The organism is Rickettsiella endosymbiont of Xylota segnis, assembly GCF_964019545.1.
GTDB lineage: Bacteria > Pseudomonadota > Gammaproteobacteria > Diplorickettsiales > Diplorickettsiaceae > Aquirickettsiella.
Genome location: NZ_OZ026451.1, coordinates 604,307 through 622,810 on the forward strand (window position 1 = coordinate 604,307; position 18,504 = coordinate 622,810).

The window sequence follows — 18,504 nt, forward strand, 5'->3', positions numbered from 1 at the left end:
ATGCAGGGTCGTCAGGTCAAAAAAAATAAATCTACTTCTATTGCTACGAAATACCAATGGCGCTTAATAATCGTGATTTTCATATTAACGATCATCGCTTTGGGTTTAATTGGTCGACTTATCAATTTAACGGTTATTAACCGTCAGTTTTTGCGTAATCAAGGTAATGCAAGAACAGTACGTACTTTAAATATTCCTGCACATCGCGGTATGATTTTGGATCGCCAGGGTGTGCCTTTAGCTATCAGTACACCCGTCGATGCTGTTTGGATCGATCCTGCTTACTTTAGACCTAATCGACAACAACTTTCTTTGTTAGGTCATTTTTTACAAATCAATCCGCAAACCATTCATGAAATACAATTACATGGTCAATTCAAAGAATTTATTTATTTAAAGCGTGGTTTGAATCCGAGTTTAGCAAAACAAATCAAGGATCTAAAAATACCGGGCGTATTTTTACAAAATGAATATCATCGTTATTACCCAGAAGGCCCAGTGATGGCGCATGTCGTTGGTTTAACCAATGTAGATGATAAGGGTCAAGAAGGTTTAGAGTTAGCTTATAATAATTGGTTAGAAGGCCAATCCGGTTTAAAGAAAGTTATCAAAGATCGATTAGGACATGTCGTGGCGGATATACGATCCATTCGTAAGCCAAGACCTGGACATGACTTACAATTAAGTATCGATAAACGTATCCAATATGTTGCGTATAGAGAACTGAAGACCGGCATTGAACGATATCAAGCCGAATCAGGATCGGTTGTTGTACTCGATGTTAAAACCGGTGAAGTTTTAGCGATGGTAAATTGGCCCTCTTATAACCCTAATGACAGGTTAACGGCGCAGGATGGCCATACACGTAACCGTGCATTAACTGATCTATTTGAACCTGGATCCACCATTAAAAGTTTTAGTATGGCCAGTGTACTAGCGAACGGCCAATTTACTCCTACTAGTCAAATCGATACATCACCTGGTTGGATGATTGTTGCTGGTAAGCGAATTATGGATGAACATAATAATGGTGTGATGGATTTAACTAAGATATTACAGATCTCGAGTAACATGGGAATGTCAAAGCTTATTCTTTCGCTTCCCGCAGAAAATCTGTGGAATACTTTACACCAAATGGGTTTTGGTCAAATTACACAAAGTGGTTTTCCAGGAGAGCGAACCGGCAGTTTGCCAAACTTTAAAGTGTGGAACCCTTTTGTACTGGCCACTTTATCGTTTGGTTATGGAATCTCAGTCACTGCTTTACAATTGGCTCAAGCTTATGCAGTGCTAGCGCATGGCGGTATCAAAGTTCCAGTTACTTTTCTTAAAGTTCAAGGTGATCCGCCGTTAGGACAACAGGTGATGGATAAAACTATCAGTAGAGAAGTTTTGGATATGTTGGAGTCAGTACTGACTAAAGGAGGAACAGCCCCATTAGCGCGTGTTCCAGGTTATAGAGTGATAGGCAAAACAGGTACGGTGCGTATAGTCGGTGTACATGGTTATGAAAAGCATCGCTATAATAGTATTTTTATTGGTATCGCTCCTGCAAGTCATCCACGTTTAGTCGTGGCTGTCATTTTGCATGATCCAAAAGGTCGCTTATATTATGGCGGTTATACGGCTGGACCTATTTTTTCCCATGTGATGAATAATGCTTTACACTTGTTAAATATTGTACCGGATGACTTAGCCAGTCTTAATCAACCGCTTCCTAAAGTAATGCTACCTTCACTTGGCATGCAAGATTAAAGTGCTGCCGAATAATATCCCTGCTCATTATAATATTTGGTTTTTTGAAATTACTTATAAATAAAATATAAAAAACCGCTCATACATTATCATCATGAATGTCAACAAAATCCATTTTATCAGTTTATTCTGAGCTTAACTCTATATTATCCAATTTTAGCTTTTTCATTTAAAAGATAGAATTTTCGAGAAAGTTTAAAATCGTTTTAATCTTTCCAGTACGGCTTAGCAGTCGTCAGAAATTAGCCATTTAAAATTATATTTTAAGGAGATAATATGTTAAACGCTAATTTATCGTTTGATGGTTCCACAGGTCAGATATTAAATTACATAGGAAATAAAAAAGCTATTGAGGCGCCCGATATTGTACGGATAGGACCAGGAAGATACACTGTAACGTTTTTATCAGGTCGTCAGATTGATGCAGCCAGAATAGGATCATCTATCGTGACAGTCCAATGCCAAAGTCCAGTAGGGAGCGGAACAATTACCAACGTTATTGCGAGTCCAAAGGCAGTATATAATCCTACTTCCATCCAATATCCCTGGAGTATTAGTTTTCAAATCGAAACACAAAATATTGTTCCTGCTTTATTATTATTGGGCCCGATATTAAGTTATGTCGATAGATCAGTAGTAATGGTCGCGTTTCGAGCAAAAAATAGGATGCAGAGATATCCAGGTATGTAAAGTTTGGTTAGGACTGAAGATCACTTTCTGCAGTTTTAATGTTACAAGGGGAACTGGAGAGAAGTCGTGCCAGCTAGATAAATTCCTCGGTATAACGGAAATGCTATCGTAACAAACGGGTTAAAATGTTACTATTTATCAAATAACGGAATGACGAGGATAGTTTTTTATAGGGGTAAGAAGTATATAATAATACATACATAAAGATTTGATAATTAACTCGTTTGTTACTGTCACGGCATGTATGCGCTAATTTAAATCTGCACCGATTAGAGAGGAAAAAAATCGTAATCCACCATAGCTAGATGCAACTAATTCTGCGCAAATACAGATGATTTGATAGATTACCGTTACAGGTGATTTGACTTTGCAAGTAACGGAAGGCTCTAATATTTCATTCGATCGGTTAGTTGTATGCTCATTACCAATACAGCTAGTTGTTAATTTTTAAAAAAACTATACTATTATTGGGATGGCCATCGGTTGTGCGGCTTTAAGCTTTAAGCTTTAAGATTTCTTAATATTTAAAGGTATAGACGATGCATAAGGAAATGCAGTTTCAGTTCATTTTTCTTAGTATATTTGTTTTTTTTATATTTTTTACTTCAAGTATAGAAGCTCGCGAGCCTTTACCGTCGCGCTTTTCAGCGGCAGCATATACGGGTGTGTATACGGTTGGACAAGCGGATCTGATGGTATCACTTGATGGCGACGAACAACATAATCTGTATGTGAATCCACAAGGCGCCTACGGTAGTGATCAACAATGGTACGGTGATGTGGGTTTAGGTTATCGCTGGATCAAGAATGATGCCGCGATATTGGGTTGGTATTTATTCGCAGGACATAGCCGTGTCGAGAATAGCAGTGGATTTTGGATAACCAATCCCGGGTTAGAAGTGATGGGAAGTCGTTGGGATGCGCGGATTAATGCGTATATTCCGGTGGCTGGGCGAAGTAATGAATTAGGTATAAAAGACTTTAATATCGTCAGCACCCCTGTTTTTACGGGTCATACCGAAACAATTAATAGTGTATTTAATGAAGTAAATGGGATCCAACAAATCGGTAATGGCGCAGATGCCAGAGTGGGGTATCAATTTTTTTATCAAGTACCGTTAAAAGGCTATATAGGAGCATATTTTTTTGATATAGCTAATACGGATAATGTGCGAGGTGGTGCAGCAGGATTAGAATATTGGTTTGATGATAATATTCGCGTATTCGCAAATTACAGTTATGATAATTATCAGCATAGTAAAGTAGTCGGTGGTTTAGGCATTAGTTTTGGAGGGGTGAGAAAGCATTGGGCGGATCCCAGTTTATCAGAGCGTTTAACCGATCCCATAGAACGTTACCTAGCGAATCTAGGTCATGGTTCAGGGATACCAAGTAAAACGCTTTTATATGCTATGGGTCGCGGTAGCAGCAGTGAGGTTATCAGTAATAATATTGCGTTTTTTAGTCAAACGGGTACACCTAACACCGGAGGTAATTTAACTATAGCAAATTGCACGTTTGAAAATCCGTGTGGACCGAATGATTTTACACAAACGGGCGTGGATAGTTTAAACACTATATTACTTAACACAATGTTTTATTTTAATGGTGGAACCTATCCAGCGAATAATATTGGAAATGCACTCACCTTAAATGTTGGTCAAAGTGTTTTTTCCAGAACAGGAGACTACAGTGCCGCAGCAACTGGTGCTGCGCGTTCTACATTTAATGGTGGGTTTATTTTAAATGGAAATAACACATTGGATAGTGTTATTTTGAATAATACTTTAGTTGCACCAACTAATGGTATTTCTAGCACTGGCGGCCAAAATATAATGATTAATAACAGCCAAATAGGCAGTGCCGGTAATCCTTATACTACTGGAGTAAATCTTCTAAATGTTTCGAATGCCAGTATAACAGGTGATACGATTGAAGCGAGCTTAATAGGCCTCAATGTATTAAATTCAACCTCAATCAACGTTGATAATACTGTGATTAATGCAAATGGGGCAAACGCAGCAGGTGTTGTAGGGGCTGGTTCTCAGATTAATTTAAATAATGGAGTTATTACAGTTACGAGTAATGCAGCATCGTCAAGTGCTGGAATATCTTCTTTAAGTAATGCAACCGTAACCGGCGATGGTATGCAAATTACGGTAACTAATAATGGCACGGGTCCAGCTTTAGATCTTTTTACATTTTCTTCAGGTAGTATTGTTGTAGTTAATAACCAATTAGTTGCTAATGGAACTAATGCAGCGATAGCCAGTGGAGCTAATATTGTTGTAGGCTTAACCAATACATGTACTTTGAATGGTGTAGCAGTTCCCTGTCCTTAATTAAGGAGTGATAGAAATTGCTTTGTGTAAATAGGTGAAGGAATTTATAGCGTTAGCACCTCTGGCTTGCTAATTGGAAGATAGTGGTTTAGTTTTCCTGATAAAAATTACTCAAATTATTTAAGAAATGCTACAAAAAAATTGGCAAACATTACTTAAGGAAGTTATTACTGATCCGGCAGAATTGCTCGACAAATTGGAATTAAATCCTAATTTATTATCTGCAGCGCAACGAGCCGCACAATTATTTCCGTTACGCGTGCCCGCAAGCTTTGTGGCGCGCATGCAAAAAAGCAATCCCTATGATCCTCTATTACAACAAGTCCTGCCTTTAGCCGCAGAAGAAATAATGAGTTTTGGTTATAGCCAAGATCCTCTTCTAGAACAATCCGTTAATCCATTACCTGGTTTATTACATAAGTATCATGGCAGAGTATTGCTAACCATTACCGGTGCGTGCGCTATAAATTGCCGTTATTGTTTTCGCCGCCATTTTCCTTACGCCAAAAATATTTCTGGTGGCAAGGCCTGGCAGAATATTTTAGCCTATATCCAATCTGATACTTCAATCAGTGAAGTCATTTTTAGTGGCGGCGATCCCTTATTAGCCAGTGACGAGTATTTACGGCAGTGCGTAGAAGACCTGGCCTGTATAGCGCATGTAAAGACTTTACGCATCCATTCGCGTTTGCCCATAGTCTTGCCTGAACGTATTAGCGCTGAATTGGTAAATTGGCTAACGGCAAGCCGTTTGCAGCCGATTTTGGTGACACACACCAACCATGCGAATGAATGTAATGATTCTGTGCAACAGGCCATAGAAAAATTACGCCATAAAAACGTGCATGTTTTAAATCAGACAGTGTTACTAAAAGGTGTGAATGATAATGTTGCAGCTTTAGTTAATTTAAGTGAACGTTTATTTGCTAGTGGAATTTTACCTTACTATTTACATTTACTCGATAAAGTGCAAGGAGCTGCGCATTTTGCCGTGCCCGAAGAACAAGCGAAGCAACTGATAACAACATTGCGTGATAGATTACCGGGTTATTTAGTACCGAAATGTGTGTATGAACAAGATGGTGCTTCATCCAAATTGCCGGTGTTATAACCAAGTTAATTTTGAAAAATTATGTAGCAGTAAAAACTAGCCAATTGTAAACAGACACTTTATACTTTCTCAGCCAATTTTTTCCAAATTCCTTGAGTCACTTCGTGGGTGTTGTATGTCAGAAAAGCCAAAAAAGATGCGTATTGAAACGGATAGTATGGGACCGATTGAAGTCCCAGCCAATCACTATTGGGGCTCACAAACACAACGTAGTTTGCATCATTTTGACATAGGTCACGAACAGATGCCTTTGGCAGTCATTCACGCATTTGCTATTTTGAAAAAAGCCACTGCTAAAGCCAATCAAGAATTGGGGTTATTAACCAAAGACAAAGCCGATTTGATTATTCAAGTTGCCGACGAAATAAAATCTGGACAACTTGACGCTGAATTTCCATTACGCGTCTGGCAAACCGGTAGTGGTACACAAACAAATATGAACGTGAATGAAGTGATTGCTAATCGCGCTATAGAACTTGCTGGAGGACAGCGTGGTAGTAAAAATCCTATTCATCCCAACGACCATGTCAATAAATCACAGTCTTCTAATGATACGTTTCCGACGGCGATGTATATTGCGGCGGTATTAGCCATCGCCAAACAATTGCTGCCAGCGCTACAAACCTTATATGTTGCTTTAAACGAAAAAGTTCATGAATTTATAGATATTATTAAAATCGGCCGTACACATTTACAAGATGCTGTGCCTTTGACCTTAGGCCAAGAGTTTTCGGCATATATGGATCAATTAGAATCGGCTTTGGCAAATATCGAACAAACATTACCAGGTCTTTATCAGCTGGCAATTGGTGGTACGGCGGTTGGAACGGGTTTAAATACGCATCCGAAATTTGCTGAGTTAACCGCAAAAATTATTGCTGAAGAAACCAAATTACCTTTTGCTTCAGCAAAAAATAAATTCTCCGCTTTAGCGGCACATGATGCATTAGTGTTTTCCAGTGGGGCACTAAAAACCTTAGCCTGTGCTTTAATGAAAATGGCGAATGATATTCGTTGGTTAGGTTCGGGTCCGCGTTCAGGTTTAGGTGAGCTTATTTTACCTGAGAATGAACCCGGTTCTTCGATAATGCCGGGAAAAGTAAATCCCACACAATGTGAAGCGATGACCATGGTGTGTGTGCAAGTGATGGCAAATGATACGGCGATCAGTATGGCAGGTAGTCAAGGTAATTTTGAATTAAATGTATTCAAACCCTTGATGATTTATAATTTTTTACAATCGGTCGATCTATTAAGTACTGCATGCCAATCATTTGCACATTATTGTGTTAAAGGTTTAAAAGCCAATCAAGCTAAGATTAAGTATTTTCTTGAAAATTCACTCATGCTAGTAACCGCATTGAACCCTATTATAGGTTATGATAAAGCTGCTAAAATTGCGCATAAAGCGTTGCATGAAGAAACCAGTTTACGCGCAGCCTGTTTGTCATTGGGTTATCTTAGCGCTGAAGAATTTGACAAAGCCGTGGATCCGAAAAATATGTTAGGTCCTTTATCTAGACAAATAGAGTGAAATCATTAATTTTATAATAAGATTACTGAGAAGTTTATCGACTATGTCGTATAAATCATGGTCACTAATTTTCAATGGTACGCGTAGTTATTGTTACGCTTTTATATTTACTTATTACTTGTATTCCAGAACTTCTGTTTAAACAGCATGAACGACTATAAAAATTTCAGAATAATTTTTTAAATGAATTTTTTATGAGCGCTTCAACTTATTTTAACAACAGAGTAGTGAGACTTTTTTGAGGTAAATTCTTAGAACATCAATTAATACTTGTGAATAATTATAAAGCTGTTTTTTTTATAGAAAAATAAGTTAGTTGTTCTATGCAAAAAGTTGTATTTTTACTAACTTAATGTTAGATTTTTATTTGATCAGTGCAATTAAAATATTAAATAATAATGGAGTGTAAGATGAGTTATTGTAGTAATGACAACCTGATTATCGACTCAACTATTGTTTCTCCTAATCATAATCCTCGTGTACTATTTTTAGTTTTGCATTATACAGCGGATAATCTGGAAGGGTCATTAAAAACTTTAGCAACACCTGAACCACCGTCAATCAATCCTGTGAGTGCACATTATGTAGTTCCAGAAACGCCTATTGATAATCAACGTAAAGTTTATCAGTTAGTACATCAAGATCAACGTGCTTGGCATGCAGGAGTGAGCAGTTGGCAAAACAGAAGCAACATTAATGATACTTCTATCGGAATTGAAATTGTTAATTTAGGATATACTGATGACAAGCAAGGGAATAGAACTTGGTATCCATTTCCAGATTATCAAATTGATACTGTTATTGAACTGACCAAAAATATAGTTGATCTCTATAAAATTATTCCTACGCGAGTTGTTGGTCATCTAGATATTGCACCAGGTAGAAAAGTAGATCCAGGTCCTCTTTTTCCATGGGAAAAACTTCATAAAAATGGGATAGGCGCTTGGTTCGACGAAGAAGAAGTTAAGCTTTCAATGCTTAGTAAAAAAAATCAACACATAGATATTAAACAACTACAAACAAACTTAAAAAAATACGGTTATAATATAGCCATTACTGGAGCATTAGACGAAGTAACACGTAACGTTATACAAGCATTCCAGATGCATTTTAGGCCAAGTGATTATTCTGGCAACCCGGATTTAGAAACGATAGCAATTCTTGAAAATTTAATTAAAAAGTATTTTTAACTCGTTCGCTAGATCTCAAAAATAGCAACGGATAAATTTAATATCAATCAATTTCACCTTGAAAAACAGCAATAGGGTTACCGCGCAAAAAGACCGGGGAACCTTCACCTTCCCAGCGTACAGTGAGGAGCCCACCAGGTAATTTGACATTGACTTTTTTAGCGAGTCGATTCAACAAACGTCCGGCAATGACAGCTGCACAAGCACCACTACCACACGCTTGAGTTTCTCCGACACCACGTTCATAAATACGCAAATCAATTTGTTTCGGATCGCGAATTTTCATAAATTCAACGTTACTACCTTGCGGAAAATAAGGATGGGGATGTTGATTAAGGTATGTACCTAAATCTTCTACAAGTACTTGTTCTAAACTATTTACTTGTATTACACAATGTGGATTGCCTAATGATAAAACACAACAATCAAAGCGGCCGAAAGGTGTTTCGATAGGATGAATGGGCGGTGTAGACATACTGATGAAAGGAATTTTTTCCGTATCAAAAATGGGTAAACCTAAGTTTGCAGTGACTTTACCACTTTTTTCAATATTCAGTTCCAAGATATTATTCATGGTCATTAGATGGATAGTGTTTTCTGTGCAAAGTTTTTTTTCTAATAAAAATTTTGCAACACATAATGCGCCATTACCACATTGTGCTACTTCATTGCCATCAGCATTAAAAATGCGATAATAAAAATGCATAGACTTCGGTCGAGGTTTTTCAACTAACAACAATTGATCAAAGCCAATACCACGATGTCGATTAGCCCACTGACGTATTAATTTACCACTAGGTTTGAAGCTTTGTTGTATTGTATCGATAACTACAAAGTCATTACCCAATAAATGCATTTTCGTAAATTTAGTTTTCATTCAAAAAATTTTTAGTTTGTAGAGAGAAGCTTTTCGTTTTGCCATAATTGCTCTAAGGTTTCACGTGAACGAATTAAAAAGCGTTGATTTTTATCGACCAGAACTTCTGTGGCTCGCGGTCTGGAATTATAGTTGGAACTCATAGAAAAACCATAGGCGCCACTATCCATAATAGCTAAAAAATCGCCTGCTTGTATAAGCAATGGACGGGTTTTACCTAAAAAATCGCTGTTTTCACAAATAGGGCCAACAACATCATAATTCTTTTCAGGTAGATCGCAACGTTGGATTATAGGGAATATATTTTGTTCAGCATGATAAAGCGCAGGGCGAATAAGATCGTTCATGCCGGCATCAACAATAGCAAAGTTTTTATCGCTATTTGTTTTAAGATATTCAACTTTTGTTACAAGTATACCAGCTTGCGCGGTAATAATGCGGCCTGGCTCGATGATTAATTGCAATGTAGCGTTTCTTTTTTTTAATGCACCTAAAATTTGCTGACAATATTCTTGCGGCGTTGGAACTTTTTCTTGTTGATAGGGGACCCCTAAACCTCCACCTAAATTAATGGTTTTTAAAACAATATTTTCCTTTTCTAATTGTTCGGTAAGATCTAACAACTGCTCAATAGCTTGTAAAAAAGGGTCGAGTGTGGTGAGTTGAGAACCTAAATGACAGCTAATACCCTGGATTTTTAGATACTGCGATGTTGCTGCGTGACGATAAAGTGTTAAGGCGTCATTTGCACTCATGCCAAACTTGGTTTCTTTTAAACCAGTGGTAATATACGGATGAGTTTTTGCGTCTATATTAGGGTTGATACGTAAGGCAATGTTGGCCAATTTATGCAAATCTTTTGCAATGGCTTCGATTCGGAGTAATTCTGACGGGGATTCAACATTGAAACAGCCAATATTCGCCTGTAGGGCCGTTTTTATTTCTTCGCTGGTTTTACCTACGCCGGAAAATACTGTTTTTTTAACGTCTCCACCCGCTTGCATGACACGAGCGAGTTCTCCACCTGAAACGATATCAAACCCTGCTCCCCATTTTGCTAGATTCGCTAAAATGGCAAGATTAGAATTGGCCTTAACTGCATAACAAATTTGCTGTGAGTTTTGCAATAGTTGCTTAAATGCATACCATTGTCGCTGTAAAATAGCCAGTGAATAGATATAACATGGCGAACCAAATTCGGCCATTATGTTTGTAATAGGGACTTCTTCTACGTGTAATTCTCGGTTTGAATAATGAAAAGACATTATGATGAAGATTTAGCAAAATGATGAGGGATATAAACCGGTGGTTTTTGATCAGGTAAATATAAAGGCCCCATTTGTCCGCAGCCGGTTAAGAGAAATACAATACTTAGATAAAAAATACATCGATAATATTTTGTTGACATAATGGTTAAAAGTTAAAAGAAGCTATAAAAAAAATAATTTTTTGAAAAACTCGCCTTAGATAAAAAATTTTTGTATTAAGTCCTCATGAGAGGATAAGAACTTAAGAAAAATAGTATAAAAATTTATCGTTATTATAGGGGATTTTTTTTGTGAAACCCAAACAGTATACTTAATCTTATGACGGCCGCCAACCAAGTCCAGTTCAATCTAGCTTATTTTTTTGAACAAAACGGCAAAAAAAATTATGTGGGTGGAGATGAAGGAAATATTTTTAGACTTGAGGGTAATGCGACTACCGTGATAAAAAAGAGAGCATGACATTACAGTTTTTTAGCTAAGTTCGCTAGATGCAGGCCTCTTGAATGCATAGCATAAATTAGTTTAGAACCTGCTTTTCAATTATAAAGTTGTTTCTTTTAAATCAGCTGAAGTAATGAGTTGTGAAAATGAAACACACCAAATAACAACGGATTTTATTTCGGATAGATTGACATGATTTGGAATCGAATAAATCTGACTACCTTGAAAGCTTTTTAACATACCTAAATCATATTTTTTTGAATTTTTAAAGGCGGTATTGGTTTTAATATTTTTAGCATCAGATAAAAAAATATGGAAAGCAGGCCCAGGACCGACTTTAAAATCCTTATTAAGAAAGATCTCATACTGATTCTTTGCTTTATAAACATTGACAGACCCTTTGCCATAATGGATAAAATCTTTTGGATTGGGATGAATAAAATTACCTTTAGCGATTAAAGTTTTAGTTTCGGCATGGATAAGTTTTTCATTTAAGATAGGAGGTGGAAAAATAAAAGGGTAGGCAATAACCATGGCTGCGAGTCCAGCCAGAAAACCAAGCAGACAAGCAATGAATAAGCGAACATTAGCTTTTTTAGTCATTATTTCTCCTGACAATGCTGAGTTTGAGCCCTAAAAATACAGAGCATTTAACCGCCCATCCAAAATATTTTAATGGAATATTCAAGCTTTTACTATTTTCTTAGATTAGCCCTCCATAGTTCATTCTTTAGGGGATGGTTAATTTTTATAAAGCTGTCATTATTACGCAGATTTGTCTGTGGCTGGACTTATAGATTGACCTTTATTTGATTTCTGTTTTGCATCAATTCAGATCGATGAAAACGTTTGTTTTTTTCGAGCGCAATCAGGATTGGAATTGGCTAATTCAATTGCAGCAGGTTATTAAATATACGATTTCGATCTAATTTGAAAGTGATTACTGTGTTTTTTATGCTTACTTGCTCATTATTGACCCAAATAGGGAAAATTTAAAAATATTAAGGAGCAGTATATACTGAAAATATAAGTGATTTTTTATTCTAAACAATATAGTAAAAAACAGTCTTAATTTTATGAGGTTCACAATGGAAAACCAAAAGCCATTAGATTATTTAGAGTTTAATCCGATCCAAACTCCTTCTGCCAGTATCATTTGTCTACATGGCTTAGGAGCCAGTGGTCATGATTCGGCCAATATGGCTAGAGCTGTTGCCTTAAGCACAGGCTTTCGTTTTGTTTTTCCTCATGCACCCGTGAGGCCAATAAGTTTCAATGGTGGCGTGAAAATGCCAGCTTGGTACGATATACATGGTCTAACGTTTGGTTCGCCTGAAGATGAGAGTGGTATTCGTGCTGCTGCAGAGAGTTTATTTGAATTAATGCAAAAAGAAATGGCACGAGGTATTCCTGCTAGTCGAATTGTTTTAGCAGGTTTTTCTCAAGGTGGGGCAATGGCATTATATACTGCTTTACGTTATCCGCATGCTTTGGCAGGTATTTTGGCTTTATCAACCTATTTACCTTTACATCACTTTTTAGAAAAAGAAGCCAGTGACGCGAATAAATCAACACCTATTTTTATGGCACATGGTGATGAAGATAATGTGGTTGCACCGGCCTTAGGCGAATTTTCTTATAATTGCTTGAAAAAATTAGCTTACCGTGTGCAGTTTAATCGTTACCCAATAGGTCATAGTGTTTGTCCACAAGAAATTATGGATATTACGCAATGGTTACAACAACGATTACAAAAATAATATACTCTTCGCACTTAAATTTTTGACTGTGTTGCCGCTCAATTCGCAATCCTCATATATCTTGAATACACTGCGGTTGTTCATTTTCTCGGCGCCTAGTCAAAAATTCGATTGCTGTGAGTATATGCTTCGCACTTAAATTTTTGATTGTATTGCTGCTCAATTTATAATTTCATGTACCTTGAATACATTGCGGGTTGCCTATCTTCGCGGCACATGACAAAAATCCGATTGCTGTGAGCATAAATCCGTTATACTCTTTCGCCTTATCGAATAAATAAGCGACATTTAATATAGTTTAAGGCGTTATCACACTATTATGCAAAATATTCGTAACTTTTCTATTATTGCTCATATTGATCATGGAAAATCGACCTTGGCCGATAGATTAATACAAGTTTGCGGGGGCTTGACGGAAAGAGAAATGTCCGAGCAAGTACTCGATTCAATGGATCTAGAACGCGAACGCGGAATTACTATCAAAGCACAAAGCGTGACGCTTTATTATACTGCTCTCGACGGACAGCGTTATCAGTTAAATTTTATCGATACGCCAGGGCATGTGGATTTTTCTTATGAAGTATCGCGTTCTTTAGCCGCTTGTGAAGGGGCGTTGTTAGTTGTGGATGCCGCTCAAGGGGTTGAAGCGCAAACCGTGGCTGTTTGTTATACCGCTGTTGAACAAGGTTTAGAAGTTTTACCGGTATTAAATAAAATAGATTTACCGCAAGCTGATCCAGAAAGCGTTATTCAGGAAATTGAAGAAATTATTGGCATACCTGCTCAAGATGCAGTTAGAGTAAGTGCAAAACAAGGTCTCGGCATTTTAGAACTGCTAGAACGACTCATACATGTTATTCCACCACCGCAAGGTGATGTGCAGGAACCTTTACAGGCACTCATTATCGATTCGTGGTTTGATACTTACTTAGGAATCGTTTCTTTAGTACGCATAAAAAATGGCAGGCTTAAAGTAGGTGACAAGATCCAAGTAATGTCTACTGGGCGCAGTTACATCGTGGATAAATGCGGAATTTTCACGCCAAAACGACAAGAAATGGAAGGATTAAATGCCGGCGAGGTGGGGTTTGTTATTGCGGGTGTTAAAGATATTCATGGTGCGCCCGTCGGAGATACCTTAACCCATACTTCGAAACCTGCCAGTGCGCCTTTACCTGGTTTTAAACGCGTTCACCCACAGGTATTTGCCGGTTTATTTCCGGTCAATACCGAAGCTTTTACTGATTTTCGCGAGGCTTTAGAAAAACTTAGTTTAAATGATTCATCCCTGTTTTATGAACCTGAAACTTCCGAAGCCTTAGGTTTTGGTTTTCGCTGTGGTTTTCTTGGTTTGTTGCACATGGAGATAGTTCAAGAGCGTTTAGAACGAGAATATGGTCTCGATTTAATAACTACCGCGCCCACTGTTGTTTATGAGATAGTGACAACGCGGGGAGAAACATTACTTGTCGATAATCCTGCCGATTTACCAATGGCCAATTTGATTGCGGTGATGCGTGAACCTATAGTTTTGGCGAATATTTTAGTGCCACAGACTTATTTAGGCGCAGTAATAACGCTTTGTAATGAGCGTCGTGGCGTGCAAACCAAATTACTCTATACGGGTAAACAGGTATCTATCGCTTATGAATTACCAATGAGTGAAGTGGTTTTAGATTTTTTCGATCGCTTAAAATCTTTAAGCCGGGGTTACGCCTCGCTGGATTATCATTTTATTCGCTTTCAAGAAGCGGATTTAATCAAGTTGGATATTCTAATTAATGGTGATAAAGTCGATGCCCTTGCCTTAGTGGTACATCGCAGTCAATCACAATATCGAGGCCGTCAATTGGTGGCTAAACTTAGAGAGCTCATTCCTCGTCAGATGTTTGAAGTCGCATTACAAGCCGCGATAGGTGGTCATATTATTGCAAGGGAAACCGTTAAGGCCTTACGTAAAAATGTTATTGCTAAATGTTATGGCGGCGATATCTCGCGTAAGAAAAAATTATTAGAAAAACAAAAAGCCGGTAAAAAACGCATGAAACAAGTGGGTCGAGTGGAGATACCACAACAGGCATTTTTAGCGGTGTTACAACTCGAGAAGAAATAATCCTAATTAATAGAGTAACTATGATGAGCTTAAATTTTGAATTTTTTTTGACGACGGCGGTAGTCATTTCGGGTGCGATTGCTTTGGTGGATATACTGATTTTTGCACCCATACGAAAACGAAAAAAAATTGCTCATCCTTCGGTGCTCATTGAATATGCGCGTTCTTTTTTCCCAATTTTACTCTTGGTTTTATTGTTGCGATCTTTCTTGGCCGAACCTTTTCGTATTCCTTCTGGTTCAGAAAAACCCGATCTACTGATAGGTGATTTTATTGTTGCAAATAAGTTTAGTTATGGCATACGCTTACCCGTATTACATAAAAAAATCATTTCCATCGGTGAACCTAAACGTGGTGATATTGTAGTGTTTTTATGGCCGAGAGATACATCAACTTATTTTATTAAACGCGTGATTGGTTTACCTGGCGACCTTATAAGCTATAAAGATAAAGTCTTAACCATCAATGGTCAGCTTGCTCCACAAACCTTACTCGGAAAGCAAACCGATCAAGATGGTGCGAATGAAAAATGGTCGGTGTTGTTAAAGCGTGAAAATTTATTAGGTGTGCAACATGATATTTATTTACGTCCTGACCAATTAGCGACGGATTTTTCAGTATATGTACCACCAGGCAATTATTTTGTTATGGGTGATAATCGAGACAATAGTTTAGATAGCCGTTATTGGGGTTTTGTCCCTGAAAAAGATCTTATCGGCAAAGCTATGTGGGTATTTTTTAGTTGGGATAACGAGCAGCACCGGGTACGTTGGAATCGATTGGGAATGCATATCCATTAGTTGGAGTTTTTTAATTTTAAGAGGCCATAGTGAGAGCAGAAATAGAAACCTTATGTGAAAAATTAAATTATCGATTTAAGAATCCTGAACTATTGGAAGATGCACTTAGCCATCGTAGTTTTCGTGGCAATAAAAATAATGAACGATTAGAATATTTAGGCGATGCCGTACTTAATTTTGTTATTGCCGCCGCTTTATTTCGTCAAAACATTAAAGCCCGTGAAGGTGAGTTAAGCCGTTTGCGTGCTAATCTGGTGCGTGGCGAAACCTTGACCGATCTCGCAAAAGAATTTGAATTAGGAAACTATTTACGTTTAGGCGCTGGAGAATTAAAAACGGGAGGCGCGCAGCGTAAGTCTATTTTAGCCGATGGTATGGAAGCGGTTGTCGGTGCTATTTATCTTGATGGTGGCTTTCAGGCTTGTGAAACCTGCATACTACGTTGGTATGAAAATCGCTTGGAAAATGTCGAAACCATTCCAGATCTTAAAGATCCTAAAACTCGTTTACAAGAGTATTTGCAAGCAAAAAAATTAGCTTTACCTGTTTACACTATTTTAGCCTTAGATGGTCCTGCTCATAATCAATCCTTTAAAGTAGAATGTCAACTGCATGGGTTGCCTAATAAAGCCGTAGGAATAGGCAGTAGTCGGCGTCGCGCCGAGCAAAAAGCCGCAGAAAAAATTTTAGCTGAATTGGAATCAATCTATAAAGCCTAATACAATGATATACATACAGCAATTGAATTTTTGGTAAATGCTGCGTTGTTAAACGAGATTCTTTATATAATAACCATGAGGATTGCGAATTGAGCGGCAACACAGACAAAAATTCAAGTACGAAGAGTATGAAACACTTAGAAGACACTCATTGTGGCACCATAGCCATTATTGGTCGTCCAAATGTCGGTAAGTCTACTTTACTGAATAAAATCTTAGGTGAAAAATTAACCATTACTTCATCTAAACCACAAACGACTCGGCATCAAATTTTAGGAATTAAAACTGAAGCGCAGACGCAATCAATTTATATCGATACGCCTGGAATACATCCTAATACTCAACGTCGTTTAAGTCGAGCGATGGTACGATCGGCTATTAATGCCTTAATCGATGTCGATATTATTGGTTTTGTTGTCGAAGCCAATCGTTGGACTGCTGACGATGATGCTATTCTAGAACGTATAAAGCAACAAGAACATCCAGTGATACTAATTGTTAATAAGATAGATAAAATAAAAGATAAGACTCGTTTACTCCCTTTTTTACAATCCTGTTCTGAGAAAATGTCTTTTTTAGCTATCGTTCCTGTTTCAGCACAAAAAGATAAAAATATTGATGAATTAGAAAAAGTGATAGCGCTTGCGTTACCCATCGCTGAATTTATTTATCCAGCGGATCAGTTCACGGATCGAAGTCAACGTTTTTTAGCAGCAGAATTTATCCGTGAAAAATTGATGCGTAGTTTATACGAAGAGTTACCTTATTGGTTAACGGTCAGTATTGAACAATTTGCTGAGCAAAAAAAAATCATTAAAATTTCAGCCATCATTTGGACAGAACGATCCAGTCAGAAAGCCATTATTATCGGTAAAAATGGTGAGCTGCTCAAAAAAGTTGGCACTGAGGCACGCATGGATATGGAAACATGTTTTGGCAAAAAAGTTTATTTAGAGCTCTGGGTAAAGGTAAAAGCAGGATGGTCAGAAGAAGAAGGGAGTTTATAACTGGACTTACGCGAAAAACTCTCTTTTGCGGTATGGCTTTGTTGTCAACTTTATCTGCGGTACGCATTTATCCTTGAATAAACTCTGTTCCTCGAAAAGTTGACGCCTCGCCCTACCGGCAAAATTTCATTTTTCGCGTAAGTTCAGGATAATTTTTTATATCGTGTTATAGTCTCCTATCATTTACAATGAGTCTTAACGCATTTGTTAGCTGACTAGTATTAAGTTTTTGTCATGGAGGTAAAAATGCAAGATGCTAATGTCTGTGCGAAAAAGCAAGCTGGAGATAATCGATTATCAAAGGATAATGCGGCATTATTGTTGGTTGATCACCAAACCGGTTTATTTCAGTTAGTCCGAGATTATAATTTTGACGAATTTAAGAATAACGTCTTAGCTTTAGCTGACGTTGCGCTATTGTATAAGTTGCCGGTGGTATTAACTACCAGTCAAGAACAAGGTCCTAATGGTCCAATTTTCCCTTATTTAAAAGAAAAATTCTCTAAATCTGCTTACATCGCCAGACCGGGTGAAATTAACGCTTGGGATAATAAAGATTTTGTTGATGCGGTTAAAGCAACCGGACGAAAAAAACTTATCATAGCTGGAATTGTCACTGATGTTTGTGTGGCGTTTCCAACCCTCTCTGCGTTGAGTGAAGGCTATAGCGTATATGTCGTAGTAGATGCATCAGGAACTTTTAATACGGCAGTACGTGATGCTGCACTAACGCGCATGGTACATGCAGGGGCTATATTAACCAGTTGGTTTGCTTTATCCGCAGAATTACAGCGAGATTGGCGCCATGCAGAAGGTAAAGCTTTAGCTGATTTATACGAAGAACGCTTAGTTCCTTACGGAAATCTTATCATTAGTAAAAACCCAAAATAAATTTCT

16 protein-coding genes are annotated in these 18,504 nt (G+C 37.7%); 12 read left to right on the forward strand and 4 right to left on the reverse strand.

Annotated elements, in window-relative coordinates; genetic code table 11:
* From AACL18_RS02790 to AACL18_RS02815, 6 genes are all read left to right on the forward strand, one after another.
* Window positions 1-1,755 (forward strand): penicillin-binding protein 2, encoded by a 1,755-nt coding sequence (locus tag AACL18_RS02790; protein WP_339051261.1) that lies wholly within the window; start codon window positions 1-3, stop codon window positions 1,753-1,755.
* 276 nt (window positions 1,756-2,031) lie between these two features.
* Entirely contained in the window at window positions 2,032-2,445 is a 414-nt protein-coding gene (locus AACL18_RS02795) for a DUF807 family protein (protein WP_339051263.1), read from the forward strand.
* Between the two features lie 539 nt (window positions 2,446-2,984).
* The gene (locus tag AACL18_RS02800; RefSeq protein ID WP_339051264.1) at window positions 2,985-4,787 is read left to right on the forward strand and encodes a hypothetical protein; all 1,803 of its coding nucleotides are present in this window, start codon (window positions 2,985-2,987) and stop codon (window positions 4,785-4,787) included.
* Between the two features lie 127 nt (window positions 4,788-4,914).
* Window positions 4,915-5,898 carry an EF-P beta-lysylation protein EpmB gene (gene epmB / locus AACL18_RS02805; protein WP_339051265.1) on the forward strand — a complete coding sequence of 328 codons (984 nt, stop codon included), beginning with the start codon at window positions 4,915-4,917 and terminating at the stop codon, window positions 5,896-5,898.
* A 136-nt stretch (window positions 5,899-6,034) separates the two neighbouring features.
* Window positions 6,035-7,432, forward strand: a complete 1,398-nt coding sequence (fumC, locus tag AACL18_RS02810) for a class II fumarate hydratase (RefSeq protein WP_339051588.1) — start codon at window positions 6,035-6,037, stop codon at window positions 7,430-7,432.
* Window positions 7,433-7,842: 410 nt separating this feature from the next.
* Window positions 7,843-8,622, forward strand: a complete 780-nt coding sequence (locus AACL18_RS02815; RefSeq protein WP_339051267.1) for an N-acetylmuramoyl-L-alanine amidase — start codon at window positions 7,843-7,845, stop codon at window positions 8,620-8,622.
* Window positions 8,623-8,665: 43 nt separating this feature from the next.
* Here the strand turns inward: AACL18_RS02815 and dapF are convergent, their stop codons facing one another.
* The 4 genes from dapF to AACL18_RS02830 form a co-directional block, all read right to left on the reverse strand.
* Window positions 8,666-9,499 (reverse strand): diaminopimelate epimerase, encoded by an 834-nt coding sequence (dapF, locus tag AACL18_RS02820; protein ID WP_339051269.1) that lies wholly within the window; start codon window positions 9,497-9,499, stop codon window positions 8,666-8,668.
* A gap of 11 nt (window positions 9,500-9,510) precedes the next feature.
* Window positions 9,511-10,764 (reverse strand): diaminopimelate decarboxylase, encoded by a 1,254-nt coding sequence (gene lysA / locus AACL18_RS02825; RefSeq protein ID WP_339051271.1) that lies wholly within the window; start codon window positions 10,762-10,764, stop codon window positions 9,511-9,513.
* The gene (lptM, locus tag AACL18_RS08120) at window positions 10,764-10,907 is read right to left on the reverse strand and encodes an LPS translocon maturation chaperone LptM (protein WP_422395892.1); all 144 of its coding nucleotides are present in this window, start codon (window positions 10,905-10,907) and stop codon (window positions 10,764-10,766) included. Before lptM ends, lysA begins: the two co-directional genes overlap by 1 nt.
* 400 nt (window positions 10,908-11,307) lie before the next feature.
* On the reverse strand, window positions 11,308-11,811 hold the full coding sequence (locus AACL18_RS02830; RefSeq protein ID WP_339051272.1) for a DM13 domain-containing protein: 504 nt from the start codon (window positions 11,809-11,811) through the stop codon (window positions 11,308-11,310).
* Window positions 11,812-12,296: 485 nt separating this feature from the next.
* Here AACL18_RS02830 and AACL18_RS02835 point away from each other — a divergent pair, with 485 nt between their 5' ends.
* The 6 genes from AACL18_RS02835 to AACL18_RS02860 all read left to right on the forward strand — a co-directional run bounded on the left by AACL18_RS02835 (window position 12,297) and on the right by AACL18_RS02860 (window position 18,498).
* Window positions 12,297-12,968, forward strand: coding sequence for an alpha/beta fold hydrolase (locus AACL18_RS02835; RefSeq protein ID WP_339051274.1), 672 nt, complete (start codon window positions 12,297-12,299; stop codon window positions 12,966-12,968).
* A gap of 319 nt (window positions 12,969-13,287) precedes the next feature.
* Window positions 13,288-15,081: a translation elongation factor 4 gene (gene lepA, locus AACL18_RS02840; protein ID WP_339051276.1), complete on the forward strand. Its 1,794-nt coding sequence runs from the start codon at window positions 13,288-13,290 to the stop codon at window positions 15,079-15,081.
* Window positions 15,082-15,104: 23 nt separating this feature from the next.
* Window positions 15,105-15,881, forward strand: a complete 777-nt coding sequence (lepB, locus tag AACL18_RS02845; RefSeq protein WP_339051589.1) for a signal peptidase I — start codon at window positions 15,105-15,107, stop codon at window positions 15,879-15,881.
* Between the two features lie 29 nt (window positions 15,882-15,910).
* Entirely contained in the window at window positions 15,911-16,600 is a 690-nt protein-coding gene (rnc, locus tag AACL18_RS02850; RefSeq protein ID WP_339051277.1) for a ribonuclease III, read from the forward strand.
* Between the two features lie 128 nt (window positions 16,601-16,728).
* The gene (gene era / locus AACL18_RS02855; RefSeq protein WP_339051278.1) at window positions 16,729-17,607 is read left to right on the forward strand and encodes a GTPase Era; all 879 of its coding nucleotides are present in this window, start codon (window positions 16,729-16,731) and stop codon (window positions 17,605-17,607) included.
* 246 nt (window positions 17,608-17,853) lie between these two features.
* Complete coding sequence (locus AACL18_RS02860; protein ID WP_339051281.1) at window positions 17,854-18,498, forward strand: hydrolase; 645 nt, start codon at window positions 17,854-17,856, stop codon at window positions 18,496-18,498.
* Window positions 18,499-18,504: the final 6 nt, after the last annotated feature.

Coding starts and splice junctions, on each gene's coding strand:
- AACL18_RS02790 (WP_339051261.1), top strand. CDS start 1: ATGCAGGGTCGTCAGGTCAAAAAAAATAAATCTACTTCTATTGCTACG.
- AACL18_RS02795 (WP_339051263.1), top strand. CDS start 2,032: ATGTTAAACGCTAATTTATCGTTTGATGGTTCCACAGGTCAGATATTA.
- AACL18_RS02800 (WP_339051264.1), top strand. CDS start 2,985: ATGCATAAGGAAATGCAGTTTCAGTTCATTTTTCTTAGTATATTTGTT.
- epmB (WP_339051265.1), top strand. CDS start 4,915: ATGCTACAAAAAAATTGGCAAACATTACTTAAGGAAGTTATTACTGAT.
- fumC (WP_339051588.1), top strand. CDS start 6,035: ATGCGTATTGAAACGGATAGTATGGGACCGATTGAAGTCCCAGCCAAT.
- AACL18_RS02815 (WP_339051267.1), top strand. CDS start 7,843: ATGAGTTATTGTAGTAATGACAACCTGATTATCGACTCAACTATTGTT.
- dapF (WP_339051269.1), bottom strand. CDS start 9,499: ATGAAAACTAAATTTACGAAAATGCATTTATTGGGTAATGACTTTGTA.
- lysA (WP_339051271.1), bottom strand. CDS start 10,764: ATGTCTTTTCATTATTCAAACCGAGAATTACACGTAGAAGAAGTCCCT.
- lptM (WP_422395892.1), bottom strand. CDS start 10,907: ATGTCAACAAAATATTATCGATGTATTTTTTATCTAAGTATTGTATTT.
- AACL18_RS02830 (WP_339051272.1), bottom strand. CDS start 11,811: ATGACTAAAAAAGCTAATGTTCGCTTATTCATTGCTTGTCTGCTTGGT.
- AACL18_RS02835 (WP_339051274.1), top strand. CDS start 12,297: ATGGAAAACCAAAAGCCATTAGATTATTTAGAGTTTAATCCGATCCAA.
- lepA (WP_339051276.1), top strand. CDS start 13,288: ATGCAAAATATTCGTAACTTTTCTATTATTGCTCATATTGATCATGGA.
- lepB (WP_339051589.1), top strand. CDS start 15,105: ATGAGCTTAAATTTTGAATTTTTTTTGACGACGGCGGTAGTCATTTCG.
- era (WP_339051278.1), top strand. CDS start 16,729: ATGAAACACTTAGAAGACACTCATTGTGGCACCATAGCCATTATTGGT.
- AACL18_RS02860 (WP_339051281.1), top strand. CDS start 17,854: ATGCAAGATGCTAATGTCTGTGCGAAAAAGCAAGCTGGAGATAATCGA.